Origin of the sequence: Marinobacter sp. AC-23, assembly GCF_001858325.1 — a bacterium.
Taxonomy (GTDB): Bacteria; Pseudomonadota; Gammaproteobacteria; order Pseudomonadales; family Oleiphilaceae; genus Marinobacter.
Map to the genome: position 1 here is coordinate 42,604 of NZ_MBPP01000005.1, position 26,681 is coordinate 69,284.

General features: G+C 53.0%; 21 protein-coding genes, 1 other RNA gene, 3 pseudogenes and 1 riboswitch. Of the genes and pseudogenes, 11 read left to right on the forward strand and 14 right to left on the reverse strand.

Annotated elements, in window-relative coordinates; translation table 11 throughout:
* Nucleotides 1–28 precede the first annotated feature (28 nt).
* From cysC to BCA33_RS03385, 4 genes and pseudogenes are all read right to left on the reverse strand, one after another.
* Nucleotides 29–628, reverse strand: coding sequence for an adenylyl-sulfate kinase (gene cysC / locus BCA33_RS03370; protein WP_071263464.1), 600 nt, complete (start codon nt 626–628; stop codon nt 29–31).
* A 111-nt stretch (nt 629–739) separates the two neighbouring features.
* Nucleotides 740–2,058, reverse strand: a pseudogene (cysN, locus tag BCA33_RS03375) (sulfate adenylyltransferase subunit CysN); the annotation flags it as partial.
* A gap of 9 nt (nt 2,059–2,067) precedes the next feature.
* The gene (cysD, locus tag BCA33_RS03380) at nt 2,068–2,982 is read right to left on the reverse strand and encodes a sulfate adenylyltransferase subunit CysD (protein ID WP_071263465.1); all 915 of its coding nucleotides are present in this window, start codon (nt 2,980–2,982) and stop codon (nt 2,068–2,070) included.
* A 9-nt stretch (nt 2,983–2,991) separates the two neighbouring features.
* On the reverse strand, nt 2,992–3,954 hold the full coding sequence (locus tag BCA33_RS03385) for a DHH family phosphoesterase (protein WP_071263466.1): 963 nt from the start codon (nt 3,952–3,954) through the stop codon (nt 2,992–2,994).
* Between the two features lie 591 nt (nt 3,955–4,545).
* Here BCA33_RS03385 and BCA33_RS03390 point away from each other — a divergent pair.
* Complete coding sequence (locus BCA33_RS03390) at nt 4,546–5,358, forward strand: THxN family PEP-CTERM protein (protein WP_071263467.1); 813 nt, start codon at nt 4,546–4,548, stop codon at nt 5,356–5,358.
* Between the two features lie 89 nt (nt 5,359–5,447).
* Here BCA33_RS03390 and BCA33_RS03395 read toward each other — a convergent pair whose 3' ends face one another.
* From BCA33_RS03395 to BCA33_RS03435, 10 genes are all read right to left on the reverse strand, one after another.
* Entirely contained in the window at nt 5,448–6,251 is an 804-nt protein-coding gene (locus BCA33_RS03395; protein WP_071263468.1) for a PEP-CTERM/exosortase system-associated acyltransferase, read from the reverse strand.
* Between the two features lie 13 nt (nt 6,252–6,264).
* The gene (locus BCA33_RS03400) at nt 6,265–7,887 is read right to left on the reverse strand and encodes an FAD-binding oxidoreductase (RefSeq protein ID WP_083394622.1); all 1,623 of its coding nucleotides are present in this window, start codon (nt 7,885–7,887) and stop codon (nt 6,265–6,267) included.
* A 236-nt stretch (nt 7,888–8,123) separates the two neighbouring features.
* Nucleotides 8,124–9,545, reverse strand: a complete 1,422-nt coding sequence (locus tag BCA33_RS03405) for an exosortase/archaeosortase family protein (protein WP_071263472.1) — start codon at nt 9,543–9,545, stop codon at nt 8,124–8,126.
* A gap of 166 nt (nt 9,546–9,711) precedes the next feature.
* Nucleotides 9,712–10,383 (reverse strand): DUF4114 domain-containing protein, encoded by a 672-nt coding sequence (locus BCA33_RS19645; protein WP_175469692.1) that lies wholly within the window; start codon nt 10,381–10,383, stop codon nt 9,712–9,714.
* Between the two features lie 36 nt (nt 10,384–10,419).
* Nucleotides 10,420–10,504, reverse strand: a riboswitch (cyclic di-GMP riboswitch).
* A 190-nt stretch (nt 10,505–10,694) separates the two neighbouring features.
* Nucleotides 10,695–13,331, reverse strand: coding sequence for a tetratricopeptide repeat protein (locus BCA33_RS03410; RefSeq protein WP_071263474.1), 2,637 nt, complete (start codon nt 13,329–13,331; stop codon nt 10,695–10,697).
* 51 nt (nt 13,332–13,382) lie between these two features.
* Nucleotides 13,383–14,762: a PEP-CTERM-box response regulator transcription factor gene (gene prsR, locus BCA33_RS03415; protein WP_083394623.1), complete on the reverse strand. Its 1,380-nt coding sequence runs from the start codon at nt 14,760–14,762 to the stop codon at nt 13,383–13,385.
* 103 nt (nt 14,763–14,865) lie between these two features.
* The gene (gene prsK, locus BCA33_RS03420) at nt 14,866–17,001 is read right to left on the reverse strand and encodes an XrtA/PEP-CTERM system histidine kinase PrsK (protein ID WP_071263477.1); all 2,136 of its coding nucleotides are present in this window, start codon (nt 16,999–17,001) and stop codon (nt 14,866–14,868) included.
* A gap of 81 nt (nt 17,002–17,082) precedes the next feature.
* Nucleotides 17,083–18,042, reverse strand: coding sequence for an SDR family oxidoreductase (locus BCA33_RS03425; protein WP_071263479.1), 960 nt, complete (start codon nt 18,040–18,042; stop codon nt 17,083–17,085).
* On the reverse strand, nt 18,042–18,857 hold the full coding sequence (locus BCA33_RS03430) for a lysophospholipid acyltransferase family protein (RefSeq protein ID WP_071263481.1): 816 nt from the start codon (nt 18,855–18,857) through the stop codon (nt 18,042–18,044). Before BCA33_RS03430 ends, BCA33_RS03425 begins: the two co-directional genes overlap by 1 nt.
* Nucleotides 18,858–18,907: 50 nt before the next feature.
* Complete coding sequence (locus BCA33_RS03435; RefSeq protein ID WP_071263485.1) at nt 18,908–19,828, reverse strand: D-hexose-6-phosphate mutarotase; 921 nt, start codon at nt 19,826–19,828, stop codon at nt 18,908–18,910.
* Nucleotides 19,829–19,974: 146 nt separating this feature from the next.
* On the opposite strand from BCA33_RS03435, the gene BCA33_RS03440 reads away from it, so the two are divergent.
* From BCA33_RS03440 to BCA33_RS03485, 10 genes and pseudogenes are all read left to right on the forward strand, one after another.
* Nucleotides 19,975–20,616 carry a 2OG-Fe(II) oxygenase gene (locus BCA33_RS03440; protein WP_254774155.1) on the forward strand — a complete coding sequence of 214 codons (642 nt, stop codon included), beginning with the start codon at nt 19,975–19,977 and terminating at the stop codon, nt 20,614–20,616.
* 107 nt (nt 20,617–20,723) lie between these two features.
* An RNA gene (ffs, locus tag BCA33_RS03445) (signal recognition particle sRNA small type) lies at nt 20,724–20,820 on the forward strand.
* 132 nt (nt 20,821–20,952) lie between these two features.
* Nucleotides 20,953–22,802: pseudogene (dnaX, locus tag BCA33_RS03450) on the forward strand (DNA polymerase III subunit gamma/tau).
* Nucleotides 22,803–22,806: 4 nt separating this feature from the next.
* The gene (locus BCA33_RS03455; protein ID WP_071263488.1) at nt 22,807–23,142 is read left to right on the forward strand and encodes a YbaB/EbfC family nucleoid-associated protein; all 336 of its coding nucleotides are present in this window, start codon (nt 22,807–22,809) and stop codon (nt 23,140–23,142) included.
* 14 nt (nt 23,143–23,156) lie between these two features.
* Nucleotides 23,157–23,765 carry a recombination mediator RecR gene (gene recR, locus BCA33_RS03460; RefSeq protein ID WP_071263490.1) on the forward strand — a complete coding sequence of 203 codons (609 nt, stop codon included), beginning with the start codon at nt 23,157–23,159 and terminating at the stop codon, nt 23,763–23,765.
* A 43-nt stretch (nt 23,766–23,808) separates the two neighbouring features.
* On the forward strand, nt 23,809–24,957 hold the full coding sequence (locus tag BCA33_RS03465) for an HRDC domain-containing protein (protein ID WP_071263492.1): 1,149 nt from the start codon (nt 23,809–23,811) through the stop codon (nt 24,955–24,957).
* A complete protein-coding gene (locus BCA33_RS03470) occupies nt 24,954–25,247 on the forward strand; it encodes a YcgL domain-containing protein (RefSeq protein WP_071263494.1) in 294 nt (97 codons plus the stop codon). The genes BCA33_RS03465 and BCA33_RS03470 overlap by 4 nt, the downstream gene beginning before the upstream one ends.
* On the forward strand, nt 25,244–25,690 hold the full coding sequence (locus BCA33_RS03475; RefSeq protein WP_071263495.1) for a YcgN family cysteine cluster protein: 447 nt from the start codon (nt 25,244–25,246) through the stop codon (nt 25,688–25,690). Before BCA33_RS03470 ends, BCA33_RS03475 begins: the two co-directional genes overlap by 4 nt.
* A pseudogene (locus BCA33_RS03480) lies at nt 25,690–26,033 on the forward strand (hypothetical protein). Before BCA33_RS03475 ends, BCA33_RS03480 begins: the two are co-directional and overlap by 1 nt.
* Before the next feature lie 32 nt (nt 26,034–26,065).
* A partial coding sequence (locus BCA33_RS03485; RefSeq protein WP_139172884.1) for a VWA domain-containing protein occupies nt 26,066–26,681 on the forward strand: 616 nt, incomplete at its 3' end.

Below are 26,681 nucleotides of genomic sequence, written 5' to 3' on the forward strand. Positions count from 1 at the left end.
TCTCTTGTGTCGGAGCGTGGAGTGGTGATTAACCTATGATCAACTTCCGCTCGAGAAGATAATTGATCAGCGATTCCACGCAATCGTCCACTGAAGAGCTGGATGTATCCAGGCTGATTTCCGGGTGGGCTGGTATTTCATACGGCGAATCAATGCCGGTGAAATGACTAATCTCACCAGCACGCGCTTTTTGATAGAGCCCTTTGGGATCACGCTCTTCGCAAGTTGCCAGAGGTGTATCCATGTACACCTCAATAAACTCACCTGCCGGGAACAGCTTACGCACCAGACGCCGATCACTGTTGAAGGGTGAAATGAACGCACTTAATACGATCAGCCCCGCATCCGTAAACAGTTTACTTACCTCGCCAATGCGGCGAATGTTTTCCACCCGGCCCTCATCGGAGAAGCCCAGGTCTTTGCACAAGCCGTGGCGCACGTTATCGCCATCCAGCAGGAACGTGTGGTAACCACGCTTATGCAAGGCCACATCCAGGGCATTGGCGACGGTGGATTTTCCGGAGCCGCTCAGGCCCGTAAACCACAGCAGGCAAGGCTTCTGGTTCTTGTTCTCAGCGCGCTGAGAACGGACAACTTTGTGATCGTGCCAAACAATATCGTCTGCCAAAACAGAATCCCTCTGGAATTAAACAGATTTACAGGCCCACTCGGGGTAGTTTTCACGGATAAACCGGTTGAGGTTACGCTCTGCTTCGGTGTATTCCCGCGTTGACACGTCACCCGAGCCATCCAGCGCACGGTCCACCATACCGGCTGCCACGGTCACATTGGTGAGCCGGTCAATCAGAATAAAAGCGCCGGTGCCAGGGTGGCTCTGGTAGTTCTCCATCACCACTGGCTCAGTCAACTGCAGGTCACACAAGCCGATTGCGTTCAGCTCCAGCCCGCCGGCAATGTGCTTATGGCGCTCTAGCGTGTTGATGTCGACCTCTTCCAACACCTCATTCACAAAGCAACTGGTCACCTTTGTGCCGATTTTAATACCGTATTCACGACCGGGCACCAGCGCTTTCTCATTCATCCACACCAGGTGGGCGGCGAAGCGCTCGCCCATGGCAGGTTCCTGACCGGCATGGACCAGCAGATCCCCCCGGGAGATATCGATTTCGTCTTCCAGGGTGATGGTTACGGCATCGCCCGGCCATGCAAGTTCAATCTCGCCTTCATAGGTATGAATGCCCTTTACCCGGGAGCTCCTGCCCGAGGGTAATACGGCTAAGGTGTCACCCTTGTGGACCACACCACTGGCCACGGTGCCGCAGTAGCCACGGAAATCGAGGTTAGGGCGATTCACATACTGTACGGGGAACCGGAAGTCCGTTACGTTCTGGTCTTCCCGCAGCTCCACCTGCTCCAGAATGTTCATCAGAGTCTCGCCGTTGTACCAGGGCATACTTTCGCTCCGGTTAACCACGTTATCCCCGTTCAGGCAGAGATGGGCACGTAGTACACATCCTTCAGGCCCAGCTGTGCCGCGAGCGTTTCGTACTCGGCGCGGATTTTGTTGAACACTTCTTCGGAGTAATCCACAAGGTCCATCTTGTTGATGGCGACCACGATGTGTTTCAGGCCCAGCAGGCTGACAATAAAACTGTGCCTGCGGGATTGGGTCAGCACCCCTTTACGGGCATCAATCATCACCACGGCGAGATCACATGTGGAGGCGCCGGTCGCCATGTTACGGGTGTACTGTTCGTGGCCCGGGCAGTCGGCAATAATGAACTTGCGTTTGTCGGTTGAAAAATACCGATAAGCCACATCGATGGTAATACCTTGCTCGCGCTCTGACGCAAGGCCATCGACCAGCAACGCCAAATCCAGCGACTCACCGGCATTGCCTTGGCGCTCATTGTCTTTGTGAAGGGACGCAAGGTGATCTTCAAAAATCAGCTTGGAATCGAACAACAGACGGCCAATAAGCGTCGACTTGCCATCATCCACACTGCCGCAGGTTAAAAAGCGCAGCAGGTCTTTGTTCTCGTGCTGATCCAGGTACGCGAGGATATCGGATTCAATCAATTCGGATGCGTGTGACATAACAATTCCTTAGAAGTACCCTTCGCGCTTTTTTTGTTCCATAGACGCCGCGCCATCGTGGTCGATTACCCGACCTTGGCGCTCAGATGTTTTGGTGAGCAGCATTTCCTGAATAATCTCCGGCAAACTCGCTGCCTCGGACTCGACCGCGCCTGTCAGCGGGTAGCAGCCCAGCGTACGGAACCGCACCATCTTCATCTCCGGTTTCTCGCCGGGCTCCATGGGCATGCGGTCATCATCCACCATAATCAGCGTGCCATCCCTCTCCACCACCGGGCGTTCAGCAGCCAGATATAACGGCACAATATCGATGTTTTCCAGGTAAATGTATTGCCAGATATCCAGCTCTGTCCAGTTGGACAAGGGAAAGACCCGTATGCTCTCACCTTTGTTTACCTTGCCGTTATACAGACTCCAGAGCTCAGGGCGCTGGTTTTTCGGATCCCAGCGATGGAACTTGTCCCGGAACGAATAGACGCGCTCTTTGGCACGGGATTTTTCTTCATCCCGGCGAGCACCACCAAACGCGGCATCAAAGCCGTATTTCTCCAATGCCTGCTTTAGAGCTTGGGTTTTCATTACATCCGTGTGTTTGGCACTGCCATGGGTAAATGGCCCGATACCTTGCGCTACGCCTTCCTGATTGGTGTGCACAATCAGCTTCATACCCACCTTTTTGGCCATTTTGTCCCTGAAGGTGATCATCTCCCGGAACTTCCATGTGGTATCCACATGCATCAGTGGGAATGGTGGTTTGCCCGGCGCGAAGGCTTTCATTGCCAGATGCAACATGACGGCCGAATCCTTACCTACCGAATACAGCATCACCGGGTTATCAAACTCGGCGGCTACTTCACGGATGATGTGGATGGATTCTGCCTCAAGTTGTTTGAGGTGGGTTTTTTTAGGCGGGGTTAGTGTCATGGTGATCCGTTAGCTCCAGAATTCGGCAATTGCATTCAGAAATTCGTCCAGCTGGTTTCCTGGCAGTACATTGATGCCAGCTGCAGCTTTTCGGCCGCCCCCTGATGGAAATCGGCGAGCCAGTTCGTCTGCGCCGGCGCGGTTATTCAGGGGCGCACGAATGCTCACGAGATAGTTGCCGTCAGCTTTTTCAGTAACAATACCACAAGCTTTATCCGGGTTTCGGTTGGCAAGCTCGTTACCTAGCACACCACTCACTCGACGAGCCCAGGGTTCATCTGGCAGTTTAACAACAATAGATGAAGCATTTTCATTCATTATAGGGGCTGCTAATCCACTGGCCATATCGGCCTCATAGCCTTTTCGCAGTTTCTCCCAGGCCAGTGGTTCGGAGGCGATCAATTCAAGTGGATCCGCAAACTTTACAAACTCGCTGTATAGATCTGCCGGATGAAAATGCAGGTCGTCCACCGTGGCGCCATAGCCGTTGTAGTTAATGCATACACCAAGGGCCTTAAGGGATTCAGCTTGCTCCACAGACAGCCCAGCTGCTTTCGCGAGATCTTCAGCGACAGCATTGAGATTGTCACCAAAGGCTGCAGCAATCGCCCAGTTGTGAAAACGACCACCCAAATGCTGGTCTATTAGCAAACTGGTGCAGGTGGTGGGTTGGGTATCAATCAATGCTGTGAAGCCGGGGGCATCCGGCAACGATTCACCCGGGAAATGGTGATCCACATAAAATACCTCACTCCCCAGTGCCAAAAGCGTATCTACAGCTTCCCGGTTCTTATCAAGGCTGATATCCAGAATTGTCGCCTTCACAGGCTTTGTAGTTGGTACCTGTTGAACAAGAGCGATGTCACGTTTAACGCCAGTGAGCAGGGTGGCCTTCGCAGGCTCCGCCAGTCGCAGCTGTATCAGTGCGCAAATTCCATCGGCATCGCCGTTAAACACATCGTAAACATTCATATCAATTCACAATTCAGTAGGTAGCATTGATGGGCAGGGGCATCTTGAAAAGCCAAAGTTTCTACTTCGAGAACTTTAGCAGGTACCCCAGTGTGCTAATCATCCGTTATGCAATGGAAGTAGATTATCTAATGTTTTTCTTAACATTGGTTATCCGCCGGAGTGGGTACCAAAACGATAGGATACTGTGTATCCCGTTTACATAAAACTCAGATGCGACTGAAAATTTAGCATTGCTCTCCAGGTGTCAACATAATTTACGCATGTTGAAATTAATCTGTCGTTTAAGTGCGTTTTTAATCCGGAAGTAACTATAAAGCCTTCTTGTTATATGTTTTGGTTCGGATTGGCTGTATCAAACCCTTCTCAAAAAAACACATGCCGCTCCAAGCGATGGGTTTATCTCCCTACAATGTCGAAGATATTTACATTGGTGCCGTCAGATCAATTTATACACAATTTTACATTGTTTTACGTGATTGAAAGATAACCGATTTAAGTTCGTGGCATGGAAGGTGCTAACTATCCCATAGCGCTAACGGGCTGACTTGAATTCCAGCTTCTGGCGTCCACATTCAAGGAGAAACAACAATGAAAAGCACCTTTAAAAAGACCCTTTTAGCATCTCTTATCGTGCCCTTTGCAATGGGCGCGCAAACTGCCAGCGCGGATTTGATTACAGACTGGGGCTACAGTGTCAGCAGCATTTTCACCAATGCGACAGCCACTAGTGGAACCGGCACTCTTGACGGAAATAACTCTAACACCCTTTCATGGGGCGTTGGTTCTGGCCCTCAGTCATCTGTCTCAATCACGGATGCCAGTGCGGGGAGTGGCCTAATGACCGGTGGAGGCTATGTTAACGGGGGTGTATTTACCCACACTAACAACGTTCTCCCGGCTCAAGGCCTTGCGTTAGATACCTTTGATTTGGTATCGACGCTTACGCTGACACCATTTGCTCCGACTCCTGGAGATTCTCTGCCTGCCTCTGCGACCACCTTTCAGAGTTTCTTTATAGAAACCGGTAACGGCGGTACTTGTGTCGAAGCAGCAGGCCCCGACTGTGCGGACATATTTACCATTGGCGACGTTACCGGCTCCGAGTTGAATGAATTTGGTAACTTCGAGTTCAATTCGTCGTTTGACTTGGACGGCTACACTTACACCTTGTTTCTGGAGCTGGCTGACCTGACTACTTTGGGTGACCCTAGTTGTTCAGCAGCAGGTGCCCCTAGCGGATGTGTGGGTCTTGTGACTGAAGAAAATGCTGTTAACAACTTCCAAACTCGGTTCCGTATCACTGCTGTGGAAATGGTACCTGAGCCAGGTACCTTGGCACTTCTGGGCATGGGCCTCGCTGGGCTTGGTCTGTCTCGCCGGAGAAAAGCAGCTAAGTCCTAACGTTTGAGCAGCTATAGCGCTTGGATGACAGTGCTGAAATAAGAAGCCCCCCGCTGAGAAGCGGGGGGCTTCTTGTATGGAGCATCGAGTCAGGCAACTTGTCTGTTGTTGACCCTGTAACTTGTATCAGGTTTCGCTGGCAAGTATCGCCCAGCCTCCGTAATCAGCGACCAGACATCCGGACGACGTGTCCTTATGCCTTCAATCAAAGATGCAGCTTCTGTGAAAGCAGGGCGGCGGCGGCCGTGATACTCGATCACTGGCCCTACATGATCAAACTCCACACCAAATCGCTTTAACAGCCGCAGTTGGGAGGGCTCCATCACTGCCATCCAGTGCGTTATTCCGTGTTTAACGGACATCTGGAGAATAGCGGCGAAAAGCCCCAGGCTGATATAGGGCATGGCGCGTTTGCCATTTTCGGAATCGGTGTAGTAGGCGGGCTTGCTGATACCAGATACTTCTTTCTCCTCGTTGAGGCGCCGCCGAAACTCTCTACTGACAGCCATCCGGGATATTTCTGCAATCTGGCTGCGGTGGGCGTTTGCAATCGCGTTCCGCGCAGGCTGGTTCATATGCTGTACACAGGGGCCCTCCATGGGAAAGCTGGCACCTTCGGGGACATCACCCGCCATAACGAGACGAACGGTGGCTACGTTGTCTCCCGTTATTCGGTGTCGGATCAGCGAGTGGGCTGATCGCGCATCGTATGTATCGTGTTCGCGCTTATCCAGGAAGCAGTTGGGATCCTCGAAAGGGCGGTCGATGCAGTAGACCTGATACCGAACTTCGAAGACCTCGTTAATCGCTTCTGGAGACGTCGCGAGCTGGACATTGAAAACCGAGTTGAAAATGGTGCTAACGTCTTCGTGAGTTTGTTGGGCTGTTTGCATGGTTAGGTTCTCACTAAATCTCAGTACGTTTGGCGCTGGGAACGTAACGTCCGGGAGCCAAAATGAAGTTGGGGTCTATGGCAGCTTTGAGTTGGTTGGCAAGTTTAGAGAACCCAGAGTTGCCGGTGTTAAGGATGTCCATTGCGTGGATATTAAGACGATAGGGCAGGAATCCTTCCTTTTGCCCTGCTTTATATAATGCGCGATAGCAGTCATTGGCTCGTGCTGTCGCGCTGGGATCTCTGCGATCAAAGAGCAGGGGTACCGTAGAGTCGAAGCAGCGGTCGTTTACTGTTGTTAGTGTGATTAGTGGGTTAACACCGTATTGCGGGCAAATTTTTTCAATCATATCGGTATAACGGCGAACGTCTTTTGCCCGTATGGGAACCAGCGGCGCGAACCAGATTAGCCCACAACCATCGCGTGCAGGATTTTTGGCTTGCCCAGGTTCAGGCAGGGCGCCTGAGCGCCAATACGCCAGTGCAAGTGCGACGTCGTTAGGTGCGCCGTGCATGATTTGCAGCGCGCCGGAGAGTGTATCTGTCATGCCTTTTACCCTTGTGGCCAGCCTGCCGGGCAGCACCCGGGCAATCTTTTGCACGGTATTAACTTTTCGCTGATTGATAAATATCAGGCGGTCGGTCACGGGGCCCAGAAGGCGCTTTAGCGTGCGCCGGGCGGCGCGGGCTACTTCCTTTGAGGCATAAATTGCCCCAACCCCACTCCACGCGGGAACACCATGGCTGTTGGCAAGGTTTTCTACTACGTGAGCAGGCAAAACGCCGTCAATGGCTCTGTCTTCAGGGAAGGGCGCCATCATTGATAGCATGCGCTGGCTGTTGAGCAGGTTAATGGCGACAACCGAACCGCCAAGGGCTCGCAGTACAGCTTGTACAGTAGGTACTAACGCTTCCAGCTTGGCATCGTCTTTTGTGGAAAAGAAAAAGGCAGTTACGGTGTCGGGCGCTGGCGCAAGTACGATGGTTATACTCACAACTACGCCAAAATTCCCTTGGCTAAAAAGCCCGTCGAGATAAGGGCCAAGGCCCCACTTGAAAAGCCCATCCACTTCCGCTCCGCCAAGTTCGCTGAGCGGCGTTCGGTAAAGCGTGCCGTCGGGCAAGATCGCCTCGATCTTTGTTACCGCTGCAAAATGGTCAGTAATTGGAGTTATGCCGTAACCCCGTTCAAGTGCATTACCAAGAATGCTGCAGGTGGGCCCCGCACCAGTCACCGGAACCAGGTAATTGCCTTCGTGGCGATCGAGAAAGTCCCTGAGAGCGCCTTGGGTTACCCCAGGTTGAACGGTGACAACGCCCATTTCAGGATCAAATTCGGAAATACGGTCAAGCTGGCCAAGATCAAGGATAACGCTGCCGTCTTCAACCGGGTTGGCACTGCCGTAGCCCCAGTTATTGCCCGTGCTTACGGGATAAACGGCGACGCGCCACCGTTGCGCTACCTGAAGGACTTCTGATATCTGTTCTTGGGTTTCTGGGCGGAGCACAGCTGGGATATAGCGCTTCGCACCTATTGTGGAGGCGCCAAAATCGACTTCGCTGGCGGCGAGCACACCTGACTCGCCAAGAATAGTGGTCCACTCGGCAATGGCAGACTCTGTAGCGGTTCTGTTCACTGGCGCTTCCATGATTAGCTCGGGACTGTAGCTGGAGGTTACTTAAAGTTTGCTGTCAAACTGTTCATTAATTGCGCAAAAGTATAGTAGAGAAGGGGTTGACAAAATATGTCGTATGATTACAGCTTTGAAAATGGATTTCGGAAAATAAAATACTTAAAAACAGGGGGTTGGAGAGATATTAAGGAAATGTTTTGAAGGGTTATTTTGTTAAATAATGTTAACTGGGCTGGGTTTTAATCTTCTAGCCCATCAAATGAGGCCAATGTGGTATGCATTTGGGCAAGCACATTTGTGCAGTCCCGAGGGCCGCAGAATGTTTGTATAGTAATCAATGCGAAGCGAGTTTCGCCTCTAAGTGCAGCGGGAATCTGGAGAAGTTTGGCGTTGCGGTAGCTCCAGCTTTTTCGCGAACCTACCTTGTACCATTGGGCCATCAAAACCTTGTCTCTGGTTAGGATGTTGCGATAAATGTTGAGGCCTGGCTCTAATTGCGTTACCACCTGCCACATCGACTTATCGAATACCTGGTGCAGATAAGGTACTAGCTTTTCATCCGGGCTTTTCTTTTGGCTCTGTGCGAACGATACCCAGGTATTGCCGGAGCTCCATATCTGCTCATTTAGCTCGTTGGGAAGTGAGATGGGTATTGGCAATGTAGCGGTTTGGGCTTGCCGGAATTCGGGAAGATTAATGCGCCATGCAGGTTTTTGGTCAGCAGTATTGTGGGCCAGCACGAGTGCAATTGGGCCAAGTGCCATTGCTGTGACAACCGCAACGATGCCTTTTTTGTTAATGCTGTCACCAGACGCCATGTTTGGTTGTGTGGCGCGTTTACGAACAGGTGAAAAGTACAGTGCTGGAAGGATGAAGGCGGCAAATACAACCCAACCCATGGTCTCGTGATCCGCCAGCAATTCGCTTTGCATATTGGTTTCGTAGGCAACCACAACCAGGATGGTAATGCGTACCCAGTTCGCGATAAGGCCAAGTATACCGGCGACCAGCAGGGTGATCAGCCAGCCGCGCCAGCGGTAGTCATTGAGGATGGAAGACATCATTGCTAGTAAAATGGAAATCGCGAAATAGCGAATCCCCGAACAGCCGTCGGCGATGAGAAGGCGACCGTAGGGCAGGGTGATGCTGTTGCCTTCAATGAGGGCTGTCATACCAAACCAGCCTACCCAGTTGCCGACTACCACACTGGCAACTTCCACAAGTGCCGGAACCAGGTCTGCCCAGATGGGTAGTGAAAGCGATAAGAGCAGAACATAGGGGATAAACGCGATTGCTCTTGGCAGCCCCAGCAGCGCCCAGGCTGTCGTGATTAGCCCGGCGGGCAGCAGCAGGTAGGCCAGGGTATCGATACGAACCAGTTCAAGAAGGCCCCAAATTAGCGTTGTGGCAATTAATAGAACTGCGCCGGCGAGGTGGTAGGGTTTTGACTGTGTTGGGCGCTCGGCATGAAAGGGTGGGTGGATCACCAAGAGGCCAAAAAAGATAACGGCGGTTGCAAGGCCGTGTGCCAGAACCTGCTCAAATTCAAGCCAGGCTTCTGCCAGCCTTATCCAGGTAGGATAAAAAATCAGCACAGCGATGGCTGTGGTAATTAGATATGGCCTCGAGAGAGGCAGGTTGTCTAACGTTTTCCTTAACATTGCGTGTCCGCCGGACGACTAACCAATCGACAGGATACTGTGTATGGCGTTTACATAAAACTCAAATTCAATGCAAAAAAAGCCAGCCGAAGCTGGCCTTTTCTACTCTACCGTAATCAGGCTTTCTGACGACGGCGAGCTGCACCAAGTCCTACGAGGCCAAGGCCTAGGAGGCAAGGGTGCCGGGCTCTGGTACAGGAACAACGTCCGAGATGCCAACGACCATGTCGTTGAAATCACTATCGTTTCTGCAATCAGTATTGCAAAGGTCTTCGAAGGCGAGAATTACGTCACTACCGCCCAAGCCTGATACCGCATTGTCAGACGTGTCGAACATGAGCATGTGGTCAAAGCCATCTGAGTTGTTTGCGGTGTGGCTGTACCAAGTGAAACCACCGTTATCAACGGTGTTTTCAAGGTAAAATCCGAAATTCCGCCCGATATTGCTGGTATCACCGGTGCTGGCATTCGTAGCCGTGCCTGCCAGAAGGTCAAAGTGCACAGAAGCGTCTGTTGTGCCAAAACCAGTGGAAGGACTTTGTGAGCCAGAGAACAGTTCAAGCGTGTCGCCTACAACAAGGTTACCTGAGCCATCGTACGAAAAGTCATAGATGCCAAAGTTGTTGTTGTCCTTGAATCCCGCGAATTCAAGAAACAGGAACGCGGTAATATCATCGTTGGTGTTGCTGTCATCAGTCAGAGCAACGGATTCATACCCTGTATCTGTATATCCACTATAGCTCCCATCTCCTAGGATGTCGCCCAAGTTAGGTACCGCGAAAGCACTTGCAGAGCTTAAGCACAACGCTGCTGCACATAGCGTGGTTTTCATATTCATGGTTCTACTCCGGTTGTCTAGTTCAAGTTCCATTTTGCTTGCAACCAGGCTGTCTCATTTTTGGTACCAGAGATCCTTGGCTTTCCGTCCCACCCTCTCGAATGGTTTGGCATACGACCGGGACTGCCGATCTTACGATAACCAAATAAGCGATTAGTGTGCCAACATTTTAAGCAGCTGTTTATAAACATAATTCACGATCTGTTTTGGCGATAACGTAAAAGATTTCGACACTAAAACAAAAAAAAGCCTGAAAAGTTTACACCTCAGGCTTTTACTTCTTTCGAGCTTACGAATAACGTCGGTTTTCTTTACATCGCCTTCTTTACAGTCTTTAGGTGCGCTCCGATTTCTTCATTATCCGGTGCAAGTGCAAGGGCTTTTTCTATGGTCGTTCTGGCTTCTTTGTGCTTACCGCTCAAGTGAAGAATCCAGCCATAGGTGTCCAGAACCGCTGGGCTGTTGGGGGCAATTTCGCTTGCCTTTTGGGCGAGCTTTAGCGCGCGGTCGCGGTTTTCTTCTCGAAGTATCCAGGCCAGGTTGTTCAGCGCCGCAACGTTATTCGGTTGCTGTGCGAGGACTTGTTCATAGTGATTTTCGGCAACCGTTTCCTGGTTGTTGGCCATCAACCAATCGGCCCTCGCAAGGTGCGCTGCAAGGTTCTGAGGGGCTTCGTTAAGCCAGCTTTCAGTGAGGCCTTCGATTGATTTTGGGTCTTGTTCTTTCGCCAGCCCGATTAGGGGAGGCATCAGTTGTATATCGCGAGTGTCTTGCCATTTTTCTGAAAGGTATTCGTAAACGGCTTCTGAACCATTTTGTTGTTTGATCAGGTTTGCTCGGGCAAGCATGGTTGCTGCCCGTTCGCCATAGGTTTTCTCTACTGCGTCGAGCGCCGTGTAGGCGTCGTCCAACTTGCCTTCCATCTGGGCGATTTTTACGGGTAACAAGGCGAGAGCGAGGTTTTCGGGTTCAAGCGCGATGGCTTCGCCTGCTTTGGCGCGGGCCTGGCTCCATTCCTTGTCGTTTACCGCCACTTGAGCTTCGGCCAATAGCAGCCTGCCATAGGCGCGCTTTACGGTTGCAGATTCTGAGTCCTGCCATTGAGAAAGGGTAGACCGCGCCTGCGTTAGTTTGCCTTGGGATAAATCTATTAACGCAGTGAGCGTGTCGGTGTTCTGTTCTAGCTCAGGGTGGGCTTTGGCGATACCGGCCAGCCAGGCTCTGGTTTCTGCGGCTGTATGATCTTGCGTATAGATTTGGCCGGCCTGTTGCAACGGGCGTATTGCATCCGGTGTGAGGGTGGCGGCGTCTATCAGCAAGTTCACGGCTTTTTCGCGTTGACCGGCTTGGGCATAGAGGCTGGCTAGTGCAACTTTTGGGGCTTGAAGTTTTGGGCCTTCCTTAACGAGCTTTTCAAGTCGTGCCCGGGCTTTGTCCGGGTTCCCGAGCTGGGTATCTGCAAGGCTTGCCAGTAAAACGGCCCGTGGGTGATCACTGTACCCGTTGAGCAGCGAGTCGCGGATTTCTGCAGCTTCTTGCTTCTCCCCTCGCTGGATCAGTAAGTTCAGGTAAGTGCTGGTAGTGGCCCAATCTGCTGGGTTGGAGGTGAAGGCCATCCGAAGTTGTCCAAGTGCTTGCTCGGGCTTGCCGTCCTTCAAGTAGTGCCTTGCCAATGCAAGCCTGAACCGTACGCGATCTGGCTCATTGCTGATGGCTTTGCTGAGGCTGGCAACGCCGCTGTCCTCATGGCCTGGAAGGCCGAGCGCCAGAACGCCGTGCATGGCCAGGAGTTCGTTGTCGTTGGGCCGAGCTTCTATGGCCCGCTCCAGTGTTTTAAGCGCAGCTTCCCCGTCTCCGGTATCAATCTGGGCCATCGTGGCTGCCCTGATGAACTGGGTGGGCGTTGTTTCGGGGTCCAGGTTTTCTGCGAGCATCTGGGCGCCTTCCTCCAGCTCACCCGTGCCTGCGGAAATCGCACCCAGCATCAGAGCAACTCTTTCGTTTTCTGGATCAAGCTTAAGGATGTCGCGCAAAATGGCTTTTGCCTCGACGAAATTTTTCTCCTTCAAAGCGGCGATGGCGGCCGCAGCTTGATCGCGTGCGCCGGTGTCCAGGTTTTCTGCCAATACCCGATTATAAAGCTGGGCTTCGGTAATCTTGCCTTGTTCCGTCAGTACTCTGGAGAGCGTAGTGAGTATATTGCGGCGTATGGGCAGGAACATGTCCGATGTTGGGAGTATGCCAACGGCATCCGTGAGAGTTTCGGATGATTGTTCCAGCTGATTCTGGCGGTATTGAGCCAGCCCTTTCCAGTATAGAGCTTCTGGTGTTTTCTCGTTTTTCTCAAGCCATTCGCTGGCGGTATTTACCGCTTGGGTGTTTTGGCCGAGGTTGAGTTGGGCTTGAAGCAGCCCGCTGACCACATCTGGATTGGTTGGGTTGCTGGAGCTGAGGTTTGTGTATAAGGCCAGCGCTTCAGGTATTTCTCCGGACCTGCGCAACGCTTCCGCACGAATTAGAGCGGTTTCAAGCTGGCTTTCTGGGGAGCTTGGTGTTTGTAGCGCCAGGGTCTCTGTAGCTGAGAGGTGTTTGCCCTGTTCCACGTAGGCTCGGGCGAGGGTGAGGGCTACGGCTTCTGGCTGCTCTTGTATCCAGGGTTCAAGCAGTTCTGCAGCCTCTCTCGGGGCGCCTACCTGTAGGTACAGATCTGCCAGGCGCACGATGTGCGCTACGTTGTTGGGGTCTTTCTGTATGGCACTTTTAACTTCGAGCAGAGCGGATCGGAATTGGCCTTGTTCGGAGTAGGTCTCGGCCCGGTTAATGTGCGACAGAGCTTCTGATGAATCTGGGCCGCCGTTGCACCCGGAAAGCATTGGGAGTGTGAGCAGTAGGCTGCCTGCAAGCACCAGCCCGGGAAGTGACTTGAGTGTTTTTTGTCTTGTTATCATGTAAACCGTGCTCCTTGAGGCGTTCGCTGCCATCGCGTACTGGGAAGCTGCTCAGACTTCCGAGGCCGCTGCCGATGCCGATGTGTCGATTTTATATTTGTCGGTAAGGTTATAGAGCGTGGGGCGGGTAACGCCCAAAAGCCGAGAGGCCTGGGTCATATTGAAGCCGCTGGTCTGAAGCGCCTGAAGGATAGCCTTGCTTTCAGCCTGTTCGCGCACTTGGCGAAGGTTCAGGTGGCTCACTCCAGGCTGTTCGCACGCGGGTAGTTCCAGATCTTCACTGGTTATCCGCTTGCCATCCGCCATGATGGTGGCTCGCTTCACTTTGTTGATCATCTCGCGCACGTTGCCTGGCCATGAGTAACTGTTGATGGATTTTACGGCGTCGTCGGAGAAGGTGAGGTTTTGCCTGTCCATTTGCTTACCGAGGGACTTTAGCAATGACTGGGCAATCACCAAAGCGTCTCCGTCGCGCTCTCTAACCGCGGGTACGTCGAGGGTTATTTCGCTGATCCTGTAGTATAAATCTTCACGGAAATCACCGTTTGCAATCAGCTGGGCTACGTTCCGGTGAGTGGCGCACACCACGCGAACATCCACAGGTATAGGCTTTACTGAGCCTACTCTGTCTACCACTCGCTCTTGTAGGAAGCGTAAAAGCTTGGCTTGGAGCGACATGGGCATATCGCCAATTTCATCAAGAAACAGGGTGCCACCGTTTGCGCTTTCAATCTTGCCTTTCTTGGCTTGCGTAGCCCCGGTAAAGGAGCCTTTTTCGAAGCCAAACAATTCGCTTTCCAGAAGGTTTTCAGGAATGGCGGCGCAGTTGATGGCCGCAAATGCATTGCCGGCTCTCGGGCTCAATTGGTGTAGGGCCCGTGCAAGAACCTCTTTGCCTGTTCCGGTTTCACCCGTGATGAGGGTTGTTATATCTGTTGGGGCGACTTTCTCCAGCGTGCGGCAGAGAGTCATCATTTGCGGGCTGGCAGCGATAATGCCCTTGATGTTTGTGCCGTTGCCTTGCTGTGACAGGGCCTGGTTATCTCGCTCAAGTTCAGCAAGCCGAAACGCTCTGTTCACCACGAATGTAAGGATGTCGGCGTCCAAAGGCTTTTGGTAAAAATCGGACGCGCCCATGCCAATGGCCTTCACGGCGTTTTCTTTGTCTTCACGGCCGGTTACTACAATCACCTTGGTCATAGGTGCAAGCCGAAGAATTTCTTCCAGCAGTGCGAACCCTTCTGTTGCTCCCCCGGGGTCTGGCGGCAAGCCGAGATCCAGTGTGACAACATCAGGCTCTTCGCGCCTAAGCGCAGCAAGGGCGGCGTCTCTGTCTGAGGCGACAGTTACTTCGAGATCCTCGCTGAAACACCAGCGCATTTGGCTTTGCAGGCCGGGATCATCCTCTACGATCAGTAGTCGTCTAGTCACAGCGGCAACAATTCCTTTGTTTTAGATGTTCCAATATATCTGATTCTTAACTGAACATTGACACTTTGCAATGATCGATTTGATTGATCTGCATGAGCGCCAGTTAATTGACGATTTGTTCCGGGCCTGAGGCGGCGAGAATCGAACGTTCGGTCGCTTGTGTATGGCTATACGCTCGGTTATCCAATAATGGAATGCGAATGGAGAAGCAGGAGCCTACGCCGGGTTCACTGGTTGCATCTAGGGTGCCTCCCAATTTTTGGATGTACTCTCGAGCTTGGTAGGCGCCAATCCCCATACCGGTGAGGCCTTTTGTGCTTTCAAAAGGCTTGAACAGCCGGTCATTGATGAAATCTTCTGTCATGCCGCAGCCAGTGTCCTGAATAAACAGCATTACGTTGCCCCTGGCAATTTTAAGGGACAGGGTGACCTCTCCGTCTGGTGGCGTGGCATCTTGCGCGTTCTGGATGAGGTGGCCCAGCACGCTTCGCAATTGTTCAGGGTCTGCGCTGATCATGATCTTTGGTGCTTGCTTCTCCAGCGTGGGTATCGGGTGCTGTCGGTTGTAATGTTCCAATAGGCTGGCTACCAGGTTGGTCAAATCCAGAGCTTTGATCCCATCTTCAGCACCTGCTGATGGCTTGCGAATGTGATCCACCAAGTTGGACATTTTGCGAACGGCGTGGTCTGTAGTATTGATCATGTCGTCTATAAACGCTGGGTTATTTCTGTGTTTTTGAGCGTTGTTCACCAACAGAGACAATTGTGCAATGACGGTTTTCAAATCATGCACCATGAAAGCAGAGGCTTTACTTACCGCTTCGAATTGCATGGCCCGCGAAAGCCGGTTTTGTGCATCCGCCTGAGCCAGTAGGTTGCAGGTTTGGCGGGCGACGACTTTGATTAGATCGAAGTTCTCCCAGTTCAGATCTACCCGTGCATAGGGGTGGCCTATCATGGCAATGCCATAGAGTTCGTTACCGAGGTAGAGCGGAATCACTAGCCAGGCGTCTGGGGTTTTGGTTATGGCGTCGGGGATCTCCAGCAGGTCGTAGCTCACCGGATCGGCTTTGTATTCATCCAGGTTCACAATCCACTCTTTCTCGTTGAATAAGCGCACCAGTTCGGCGTCTTCATCAATCACTGTGTATCTGGGGGTGGCCAGGTTGGCGGATTCTTTCAGGGTGTAGGATCCCTGTTCACTTTTGAGCCAAATAGCGCCTGCGTTACTTTCTACCAAGCCGGCAAGGATTCGGATTGCACGCTGCGGAAGCGGGGGCTCATCGCTGAGGTCGGCAAGTTCTTTGGTCAGTTTTAGCCATTCTTCGCGGTAATCGTATTTGTAGTCGAAAAAATTCTGGCTAATCAAGACCATGAGTTTTGCGCGTATGCGCCGGGAGAGTACCAGTGTTACCAGGAAGACGAGCGCTACGGCTGACAGCAGTACTTGTAAGGCTTCGCCCCAGTTGCCACCGAGAATTCGTACATAATAACCACTTACAGAAAGCAGTAGCAGGTATGCGCCGGCGAGTATCAAGGTGCCTGCATGAAAGACCGCTGATCGGGAAAGCTGGAAATCGATTGGCTGCTTGCGGGTGTTGACAACGTTGATAGCAAACAGCGGAACCAGCGCAGCGTTAACGAACCCGCGAGCGTTCCAGAATGAGTCGGCGATTCCGCCAAACAGTAACGCGTCTGCGTACATCAAGAAATCAAAGATGAAGATGGTGGCGGTACCAATGCATAGGTATTTCATGCTGGAACGGCCAAAGGCGGGTGCGTTTCTCCAGATTTGCTCAACCAGGGAGAGGCCAAGTAACGACAGCGCAACCTGGCCGATAAGTTTGGTTTTACCATCTACCAGCGCGAGCCCAAAAATGAATTCAAGGCTGCCTAGGGCGAGCAGGGTAACCAGCAGGACGGCTGTTGCGATCCCCAGGAACTTTTTGATTTGCCCGCTCAGGCGGCCTTGCCGGTATGTATCCCTCAGCATGGCGAACAGAAGCAGGATCCACGCGGTATCTCGAAGCAGTTCCAGTAGGTAACGAATGAAAAAGCCGGGCAGACCCCAGAGGCTTTGAGTGACCAGGCTGGACGCCCATAGGGTTGTGACCAGCGCCGCAATAAAGAGCGCCCGGTCTATGTCACGCCTTAAATAACGGGTGCCCACGAGCACCGCAAGTATTGCGAATACTGCGGCCGCCGCGCCGTGGCTTATCACGCTTAAATCTGGAAGCATGTAACCTGCCTATTCCTTGGATAGGTATAGTTTGATGTGGGCGGCGGTTCTGTGCAACTCCTGGGTAAAGTTGACGGTGAGTTATAGCGGCGTTTTGTTGTTTTTGTAGAAGTGAAATATCTCCTTTAGTGGGCGCTTAGCTGTAAAGCCGAATTCATTTTCAAACTCTCTGCCGTCGATGACCACCGGGTATTTAAAAAAGCCCATGAGGTAGGCGGGGAAGCGTCGTAGCCCTAGCGTGCGCAGAATAAGTCGTGGCAGGAGGGGTGGGATAGACGGTACCGGGATTCGTGTGCAGCCGCACAATTGCAGCGCTCGCTGGTAGGCCACCCAATCGCCTGGCGCCACGTTGAAAATTCCCCTTACAGGTTTTTTATAAGCCAAGGCTATGGCATCTGCCATGTCGTCTATGTGTATAAACTGCATCATCGGTGAGAATCCGGCCAGCACGGGCGCTCGCTGGCTTGCGAGTAGGCTGCTCACGGTGTTCCGAACGCCAGGCCCCACGATATTGCAGGGGCGTAGAATGCTGATATTTAGCTCCGGGTAGCGCCACAAGTAGATGCTTGCCAGGTTTTCCAGTTCTACCGAATCGATCAAGTCTGCGCTTAAGCCCGCACTTTTCAGCGGTGCGGACTCAGTGATCAAGGCCGGGTTGTATGCCATGGCTCCGTATACATGGTATGTCGAAAGCACAATCACCCGGCGTACGCCGTACTTCTGGCTAAGATCCAGCAAATTTTGCGTTCCCAGCACATTGGCGTTGTAGCGTCGCATTCGTGTGAGTTGGCTGGACCGAATGCGGCCCAAATGAATAACGCCGTCGAACTTGTATCGGCGAAACAGATCTTCTAAAAGGCGATGGTTCAAATCCATGCAATAGCTGGGGATGTCGTCGCCAAGAGGCACCTGAGTGCGCGCGTCTACGGCCACGAGGTTGCAGGTTTTCTGGAGTCGTTTGATCACTTGCTGGGCGAGCGACCCGGCTGCGCCTGTAACCAGAATGTTGGGTTTACGTTGTTTGGTTGTCGGGGAGGTCATCAGAAAAGCCTTTTTCTTTCTTTCAGGCCTTTATCAATAAGGCGATTTATTTCCGTTTTTACCTGCTCAACACGCTCGCCTACCTGCGTTTCTGATATGTCCTCACCATCAAAATACATAGGTGGGCCGAAATTCAGGTGAACCTTGGCGGGCAAAACGACAGGCATTGCGAGCGGGGCATAGGGTATGCCCAAGGCTTTGGCCAAAGGTTTGATATTGGCTATGGCGGGTATGGTTTCTTCACAGCCCACTACACCAACGGGCACGATGGCTGCGTTGTACTTCATGGCCAGGTGCATAAAACCCGGGCCAAAGCGCTGGAGTTTGTAACGATCCCGGTAGAGCTTGCCGGAGCCGCGCACACCTTCAGGGAAAACGATGATGGCTTCGTTGTTGGCGAGCATCCTGGCGCAATTCACAGGGTCGCCCAGTACCGCGCCCACCTCATTGAGCATGTTGCCGAGCCAGGGCACCGTTGGGAAAAAGCGTTCAATCATGGCGCGGGGAATGCGTGGGCTTTTCGTGCGGGAGGCCAGTGCGTAGCCAATGAGTATGCCATCAATCGGGAGCTGCCCGCTGTGGTTCCCCACAATCAGAACTGGCCCCTGCGCGGGGATATGGTCAACGCCCTGAGCTTCTGTGCGGAAGTACTTTTCGTAAATCGGCTTGGCCAGGGAGAGCCCGTATTTGACGGTCTCATTGTTATAGCCCCAGGGATCGTACCCCAGGGTGCCTATGGGTTTTCGAATGCGGTTGATGTGTTCGTCCAGCTCGGTCGAAACCAGTCGGGACTTCAAAAAAGATACCAGGCTCATGGGCACTCCCTTATGCGGCCCCTATCTGCAGTGGTCATCTGCAGCGATTTTCAGCCACGCCCGATGAGAACTCCCAGCGTATGGCTCTGGCCTTTATTAAGCACGTGATAATCGCTGGCTGCATTGGCAGTTTCGACACACAGCATTGTCTGCCAGGCAGAGTTCGGGAAGTCGCTCAGGTTTTTGGCCTTGTCGGGGCCGGGGTTCCATACAACGGTGGAGTCACTTCCAACCGCGATAAGCTTGCGGCTCGTGCTGGGCGTTACGACTGTTAGCGGTTCGCCGCATTCGTATATCCGGTCGGTTTCGCCTTCAAAATAAACCGGGCCGTCTTGGTTGCAGTATTCCCAGTCTTTGAGAGTATCTATGTAATGGCTATGGCCTAACCCTAAAACCCTTGAGCGGGTGATGTCGATTGTTGGAAGGTAGGTGTGCAACGCCTGGCTATAGGCGAGCGGGTCACTATCAAGGTTTGTAGTGGTGAGCGCTAGCTGGCAGCCTCGCACTGAAAAGCTGAAGGTCAGCAGAGCCAGGGCGTGGCCGGCCCATACGTTACTAAAGTCGTCGTTGGCATCCAGAGACAGTGAGATTTCCACTTCATGAGCGCTCTCGCTTACATCTTCCAACTTCCACAGCGCTGTGCGGCCAAACCCGTGCGCACTCTGCTTTTTTAGTCGTTTACGTACCTCTGGCGCGTTGCGGGCCGGGTCGCCAAACCACGGCCAGCATATGGGGATGCCACCCCGTATAGCGCGCCCAGGCTCAAATCGCGCTTCAGGGCTCAGCCATAGCCAGTCTGGCTCGTCCTTCGGGGTAAACCGGGTAAGGTGTGCGCCTTGCAGGAATACCGTGGCTTCAAATAGCGGGTGATGAACCTCTAGCGCTTCCAGCTGACCAATCGTTTTCCAGCGGGTGAAAGACCATTGTCCCGGGGAAAGGTGTATAGGCGGTTTGTTGCTGCTTTCGGACATAAGGCTCGGTTCCGGTCAAATGCGTCTTCTTGCTTAGAGAGTAAATTAAAACCGTGTTGTGGGCGACCACTGCCTATAAAATAACCGCAACCGCTTCAGGTGCAGAGCGTTTAAAGTCAGGCCTGTCGGTTTACTAAGGAATGTCATTGAATAAAGCACAGTGGTTTGATGAGCTTGCATGGGGCCTCAGTGAGAGGGGTTGGGTGAGCTTTGATGTTACAACCTGGCTGGGGCCTGAGCTTTTGCGCTCACTCCAGAGTGAACTCATTGCCCTTGATCAGCGCGATGCGCTGAAAAGCGCAGGCGTAGGGCGGGGTAGTGCACCCGTTCGGGATCGTTCAGTACGCCGCGACAAGATCGCTTGGTTACAGGGTGCTTCGCCGCCACAGGTTGCACTGTTCGGTTTTTTTGAGCGCCTGCGCCTGGAGTTGAATCAACGATTGTTTTTGGGCCTGAAGCGTTTTGAAGCCCACTACGCAACCTATCATTGCGGTGATTTTTATAAGGCCCATGTAGACAGCTTTCAGGGCCGGGCGTCTCGTATTGTAAGTTTAGTGCTCTACCTGAATGATGACTGGCAACCTTTGGATGGGGGTGCGCTTCAGATCTTTAATCGGGAAAGTGAAAACGAGGTCTGCGGCCTGGTTTTGCCGGAAATGGGAAGGGTGGCGCTGTTCATGAGCGAAGAGATCCGCCATGAGGTTCTTGAAGCTCATCGCACCCGTTACAGCCTTGCGTGTTGGTTCCGGCAGGATGTCATTCCGCTGCCGTTGTCTGCAGTTATTTAGCACTAAATGTTTGGGTGTCCGGATTTGCCGTTGTAGTCCGCAAACCCTTTTGTTAACATTCGCGCCGCTTTCGGGGATATTGTCCTGAAACGCCGTTATGGTGGCTCCATTGGTGCCTCCGCAACATGAAACCGCGAACCCGGTCAGGCCCGGAAGGGAGCAGCCGCAGCGGTGGAATTGTGTGCCGGAGTGTCGCTGATGGGGCCACCCCCAGATTTTCTTATTTTACCTATCTTCTGAATCCCCCCTCAAGCTTTGATCTCTGTGCCTTATAACTTCTTATAGCCCCGTGTCCATGCTAAAGTTGCAGGCGTTTTTCTCAGCATTTGGCGGATCATGAGCTACCAGGTACTTGCCCGTAAATGGCGCCCTCGCACCTTTGAAGATATGGTGGGCCAGGAACACGTTCTCCAGGCGTTAATTCACGCACTGGAAAACCAGCGCCTGCACCATGCCTATCTGTTTACCGGCACCCGTGGCGTGGGTAAAACCACCATTGGGCGCCTATTGGCCCGTTGTCTTAACTGCGAGACCGGCATTACTCCGCGCCCCTGTGGTACTTGTTCCAGTTGCGTGGAAATTCAGGAAGGTCGGTTTGTTGATCTGATTGAAATCGATGCCGCATCCCGCACCGGCGTGGACGACATGCGCGAGCTAACGGATAACGTTCAGTACGCGCCCAGCCGTGGCCGCTACAAGGTGTACCTCATTGACGAGGTGCACATGCTTACCAACCAGTCGTTTAACGCGTTTCTCAAAACCCTTGAGGAGCCGCCGGAGCATGTGAAGTTTCTGCTGGCCACCACCGACCCCCAGAAACTGCCGGTAACCGTTCTCTCACGCTGTTTGCAGTTCAACCTCAAGCGCATGACGCCAGAACACATTGCCGGGCACCTTACGCACGTTCTGACAGCTGAACAGATTCCCTTCGAAGAGCCGGCCCTTTGGCTGCTGGCCCGTGCTGCCGATGGCAGTATGCGTGATGCCTTGAGCCTGACTGATCAGGCCATTGCGTTTGGCAACCAGAAGCTTTCTGCCAGCGATGTCAGCAGTATGCTGGGTACCATTGACCAGCAGGATATAGAGCGAATTGTAAGCTCGCTGGTAGATCGTGATGGCCCTGGGCTGCTTGCAGAAATCAGTCGTATTGCGGATTTTGCACCGGATTACAGCATTATACTTGCGGATCTGTTGTCCTTGTTCCATCGGGTAACCATGGAGCAGGTGGTACCTGGCAGTGCCGACAATGCGCTGGGTGATGCTGCACAGGTGCAGTCGTTGGCCCGCAAATTAAGCGCCGAAGACGCCCAGCTGTTCTATCAGGCTGCTCTGATGGGCCGCAAAGACCTGGCGATTACACCCGATGCCCGAATGGGCTTCGAAATGACACTGTTGCGTATGCTGGTATTCCGCCCTGGGTCTGATCGCCGAGGGCCACCTGCGGCGAATAGTGCCGGTTCGGTGCCCGATGGCGAATCCCGGGATGAACCTGAGCCTGCAGCCGAACCCGCGCCCGCGCCAGAAGTAAGCGCGGTACCGGTTAACGCGCCTGAGGCACCGCTAGCACCACCTTGGGACCTTGACCCGGAGCCCGAGCCTGAACCCGAATTCGGGCCAGCGCCGGAACCGCTACAAGAGCCCATGCCTGCGGCGGCAGACGCCCCCTTGGTGCCCGAGCTGCCGCAGGAAAGCGCGCCTGTTGTTGATGAGGCTCCAGAGCCATCTCTGCTTGAGGGGGTAAAAGAGACCCCGGCTGCACCGGTGCAAGCGGCCCTCCCTGAAGGCGAGTTTGTTTGGGAGCGCGATTTCCGTAGCCTGGGTATTGTGGGTATGCCCGGCAACTTGGCCAGCCACAGCACTATGTCCCGTGCCGGCGATATTATTACGCTGCTTATCGACACCGGACACGCCCGGCTGTTGAATGCCCGGCATGAAGAAAAAATTCTGCTGCCTTGAGAAATCACTTCGGCGACGCCATTCAATTAAAGATAGAGCAGGGCGACGCGGGATCACATACGCCTGCGGCTTATGAAGAGCGTCAGCGTAAAGCGCGCCAGGCTGCGGCAGAAGATGCTATCCGCAACGATCCGTTGGTTAAGTCCATTGTTGAACGGTTTGAAGCAAGGGTAGTCGAAGACAGTATTCGGCCAACCAAAGACCGGCCAATAGAGACAAGCAGGAGATAAAAGCATGATGAACGATATGGGCGGCCTGATGAAAAAGGCTCAGAAAATGCAGGAAGACATGCAGAAGGCGCAAGAAGAAGCGGCGAAAGCCGAAATCACCGGTGAAGCAGGCGCAGGCTTGGTGAAAGTTACCATGAATGGTCGCCACGATGTGCGCAAGGTAGATATCGACCCTTCTCTGCTGACTGAAGAAAAGGACATTCTTGAAGACCTTTTGGCAGCAGCCATAAACGACGCCGTGCGCCGTGTGGAAGCGAACCAGAAGGATAAGATGTCGGGTTTGATGTCTGGCATGGGCATGCCCCCTGCTTCAAGATGCCGTTTTAAGGCTTTTTCCTGAATTGCAGTTTGAGGATGTTTCATGGCATTCAGCCGCTGGTTGATGAACTTGTCGAATCTCTCCGGTGTTTGCCGGGGGTTGGCCAAAAAAGCGCCCAGCGCATGGCTTTTCACTTGCTTGAGCGCGCACGCTCGGGTGGCGCTCGGCTTTCTGATGCGTTGAGCAATGCCATGGACGGTGTTCGCCGCTGTGAAAGCTGCCAGAATTTTTCAGATACCGAAGTGTGTGGAATTTGTGAGAATGCAGCCCGGCGTAACGGCACACTCTGTGTGGTAGAAAGCCCGTCGGATCTGCTGGCTATTGAGCAAGCCGGGGATTACAAAGGCAGCTATTTTGTTCTGATGGGGCACCTGTCGCCCATTGACGGAGTGGGTCCTGAGGAAATCGGAATCGAGCGACTACTGCGACGGGTACGCTCAGATGGCGTGACCGAGCTTATTCTGGCGACCAACCCAACTGTGGAAGGTGAAGCGACTGCCCACTATATCTCCGACAGGCTTGATGGCCTGGATATCCTCATCACTCGTCTTGCGCACGGCATACCGGTGGGTGGCGAACTTGGCTACGTCGACGGTTTTACGCTCACCCACGCGTTTCGCGGTAGAAAACCTCTGCTGGACTGATTCCGCACCAGCGCTTTAACGGCGCTTTTAACTGGCTTTTTTTATGACATTTTCTGTGCCCGCTATCGATGTTCCACCGGCCCCCGAAACCATCGACTGGATTTTGCTACCAGATGAACTGGATACCTGGCTAGACAGCGCCCCAGGGCTCCCCTTGGTATTGGATACTGAGTTTGAGCGGGTAAATACCTTTTATCCTATTCCCGGGCTGGTTCAGTTGGGGCTGGGTGACCGCTTTTGCCTTGTTGATCCTGATGTGGCGGAGCAGTCTGCTCGCTTTCGAGAGGTTATTGCAGATCCTGCGGTTACCAAATTGCTGTACGCCATGAGTGAAGATCTCGAATTGTTTCGGGATTGGCTCGGAATACGCCCCAAAGGCGTTGTAGATTTGCAGATCGGTGCCGCTATGGCGGGTGCAGGCTTTTCCTTGGGTTATGCACGGCTTGTTGAAACCCTGTTCGGTGAGGCATTGGATAAATCTGTTACGCGCTCTGATTGGATTTCCCGTCCCCTGAGTGATGCTCAGCAGCGTTACGCAGTTGACGACATACGCTTTCTTGCACCCATGCACCAGTGGGTGAATGCGCACCTTCGGGAAAGAGGCCTTGAAGCCGCGCTAGTGGAGGAATCTACCCGGTTTGCAGATGAGCTTGCAGGGCAGGACGACCCAGACACTCATTATCTTCGTCTGCGGGGTGGTTGGGCCTTAACAGCTCAACAACAACTGGTTCTCAAAAAGCTGGTGGTGTGGCGTGAGGTTGAAGGCAGAGCGCGCGACCGACCCCGCGGCCGAGTGCTGGCGGATCCTTTATTGATTGCTATTGCAGATCAGTTGCCCAGATCTACCGCTGAGCTTTCCAATATTCAAGGTGTTCCCGGAGGCGTGGTTCGCCGGTATGGCCAGGTGTTGCTTGAGCTTATCGAAGCCGGGCGCAACGCTGATCCTTCTGGGCTCACACCCATTGCGCCACCCTTAACCCGGGATCAGCAAATGGGCTTTAAAGACTTAAAACGGATTTTCAGGAAAGCTTCGGAAGCAGCTGATATACCAGTTGAATTGGTGGCGCCAAGAAAGCGGCTTGAAAAGGTTATGCAGGATAAAACCCTGGCCCACAGCCCGTTTTTTCATGGCTGGCGCGCGGAGATTCTTGAGCCGGTAATGAACGATATTGAGGACTACCTTAAATCATGAAAAGTCGGGAGTTTGTGTCTGTTTTTCGAAGCAGCAAGAAAAGCGATACCTATATTTTTGTTCGTCGTGGACAGAAGTGGGATGAGTTACCTGACAGCCTTAAAACTATTTTTGGCAACCCGGTTCATTCCATGGATCTGATAATGACTCCAGACCGGAAGCTCTCCCGAACAACCGGGGATCAAGTGCTGAAGGCCATCGCTGAAAAAGATTTCTTCCTTCAGATGCCTGAAGAGCGCAGTGGTTACGTTGTAGACTTCCGCACAAAACCGGGGATGAGTGATTCATGATTGCTCAAATCCCGTTCTGGCAGCGTAAACGCCTGAGCGAGATGACCCCGCGGGAATGGGAATCCCTGTGTGACGGTTGTGGCAAATGTTGCCTGAACAAGCTTGAAGATGAAGACACCGGCGAGGTGTACCACACCGACCTGGTGTGCCGTTATATGGACGACGACACCTGCCAATGCACGGTTTACACGGATCGCCTCCAAAAGGTGCCGGGCTGCACTGTGCTGACACCAGGTACGGTGAGCGATTACCATTGGCTGCCCCATACTTGTGCCTATCGGACTCTCGCAGAGGGTAGGCCACTTGCGGATTGGCACCCGCTGCGCAGTGGGACGCCCGATTCGGTTCACGAGGCGGGTGTATCCATACGCCATAAGGTGATCCACGAGAACCGGGTGGCAGAAGAAGACTGGGAAGAACACATCATTCACTGGATTTTGTAATGATCGATACTGACGCACAAACTGCATACAACATTTTCTGGATCGCCTACGTTATTGCTTTTGTCGTGTTTTTTTACATGATGACAAAGCTGTTTCGTGTTTTACCGTTATACGGCCTTCGCACACTGCTGCTTGCAGCATTGGTTGCTTTCCTGCTTACGCCCGTAGAGTCCCCGGAGCTTGTGGCTGGTGGATTCCTGCCTGGCTATTTGGAGGCTACGAACTCGTTCTGGGTGAGGCCGACGCCGCCGGCCGGGCATGGCTCAATCTGGGCATTGGCGGCCTGGTCATGTTGCTGGTCTGGATTCTGGATATGGTGCGTTACCGGCTAACAAAACGTTGAGACTCCCCCCACACATGTTTCTGAGAGCGACAATGTCGAGACTGCTGACGCTGGTTTTAGTCACTGCTGTATGGCTGCCCGGAACGCTTTGGGCCCAAGAGACCACCAAGCTGACGCTGCCCGAGCGTGCAGATGTTCGGATTATTGTGGATATTTCCGGGTCCATGAAGCAAACCGACCCCAATGATTTGCGGCAGCCAGCTGTGCGGCTTTTGGCCCGGGTTATTCCGGAAGGAAACACCGCCGGCGTTTGGACCTTTGGTCAGTACGTGAATATGCTGGTGCCCCACGGTGAGGTTACGGACTCCTGGCGCAAAACGGCGATTGACCGCTCCCAACAAATAAACTCTGTGGCACTGCGCACCAACCTTGGCAAAGCCATTGAGGTTGCTAGTGACGATTACGTAACCGGTGGCACGCTGGAGAATACCCATTTTATTCTGCTGACAGACGGCAACGTGGATATCTCCGACAGCGCCGATGTGAATCAGGCTGAAGAAAAGAGAATACTGGGTGAGATTTTGACGAATTTGGCAGCCAGAGGCGCCACATTTCACCCGGTCGCACTCTTCGATTTGGCAGATGCTGGTTTTTTGAAGACTCTTGCTGAGAAGTCTCAGGGCAGTTTTAGAGTCGCGGACACCGCAG

What these genes read in the sequence shown, in the direction of transcription:
- BCA33_RS03435 (WP_071263485.1), bottom strand. Translation starts at nt 19,828, where the DNA reads ATGTCCGAAAGCAGCAACAAACCGCCTATACACCTTTCCCCGGGACAA.
- BCA33_RS03425 (WP_071263479.1), bottom strand. Translation starts at nt 18,042, where the DNA reads ATGACCTCCCCGACAACCAAACAACGTAAACCCAACATTCTGGTTACA.
- BCA33_RS03470 (WP_071263494.1), top strand. Translation starts at nt 24,954, where the DNA reads ATGAAAAGTCGGGAGTTTGTGTCTGTTTTTCGAAGCAGCAAGAAAAGC.
- BCA33_RS03455 (WP_071263488.1), top strand. Translation starts at nt 22,807, where the DNA reads ATGATGAACGATATGGGCGGCCTGATGAAAAAGGCTCAGAAAATGCAG.
- prsK (WP_071263477.1), bottom strand. Translation starts at nt 17,001, where the DNA reads ATGCTTCCAGATTTAAGCGTGATAAGCCACGGCGCGGCGGCCGCAGTA.
- BCA33_RS03385 (WP_071263466.1), bottom strand. Translation starts at nt 3,954, where the DNA reads ATGAATGTTTACGATGTGTTTAACGGCGATGCCGATGGAATTTGCGCA.
- BCA33_RS03390 (WP_071263467.1), top strand. Translation starts at nt 4,546, where the DNA reads ATGAAAAGCACCTTTAAAAAGACCCTTTTAGCATCTCTTATCGTGCCC.
- cysD (WP_071263465.1), bottom strand. Translation starts at nt 2,982, where the DNA reads ATGACACTAACCCCGCCTAAAAAAACCCACCTCAAACAACTTGAGGCA.
- BCA33_RS03465 (WP_071263492.1), top strand. Translation starts at nt 23,809, where the DNA reads ATGACATTTTCTGTGCCCGCTATCGATGTTCCACCGGCCCCCGAAACC.
- BCA33_RS03475 (WP_071263495.1), top strand. Translation starts at nt 25,244, where the DNA reads ATGATTGCTCAAATCCCGTTCTGGCAGCGTAAACGCCTGAGCGAGATG.
- BCA33_RS03395 (WP_071263468.1), bottom strand. Translation starts at nt 6,251, where the DNA reads ATGCAAACAGCCCAACAAACTCACGAAGACGTTAGCACCATTTTCAAC.
- recR (WP_071263490.1), top strand. Translation starts at nt 23,157, where the DNA reads ATGTTTCATGGCATTCAGCCGCTGGTTGATGAACTTGTCGAATCTCTC.
- BCA33_RS19645 (WP_175469692.1), bottom strand. Translation starts at nt 10,383, where the DNA reads ATGAATATGAAAACCACGCTATGTGCAGCAGCGTTGTGCTTAAGCTCT.
- BCA33_RS03430 (WP_071263481.1), bottom strand. Translation starts at nt 18,857, where the DNA reads ATGAGCCTGGTATCTTTTTTGAAGTCCCGACTGGTTTCGACCGAGCTG.
- BCA33_RS03405 (WP_071263472.1), bottom strand. Translation starts at nt 9,545, where the DNA reads ATGTTAAGGAAAACGTTAGACAACCTGCCTCTCTCGAGGCCATATCTA.
- BCA33_RS03410 (WP_071263474.1), bottom strand. Translation starts at nt 13,331, where the DNA reads ATGATAACAAGACAAAAAACACTCAAGTCACTTCCCGGGCTGGTGCTT.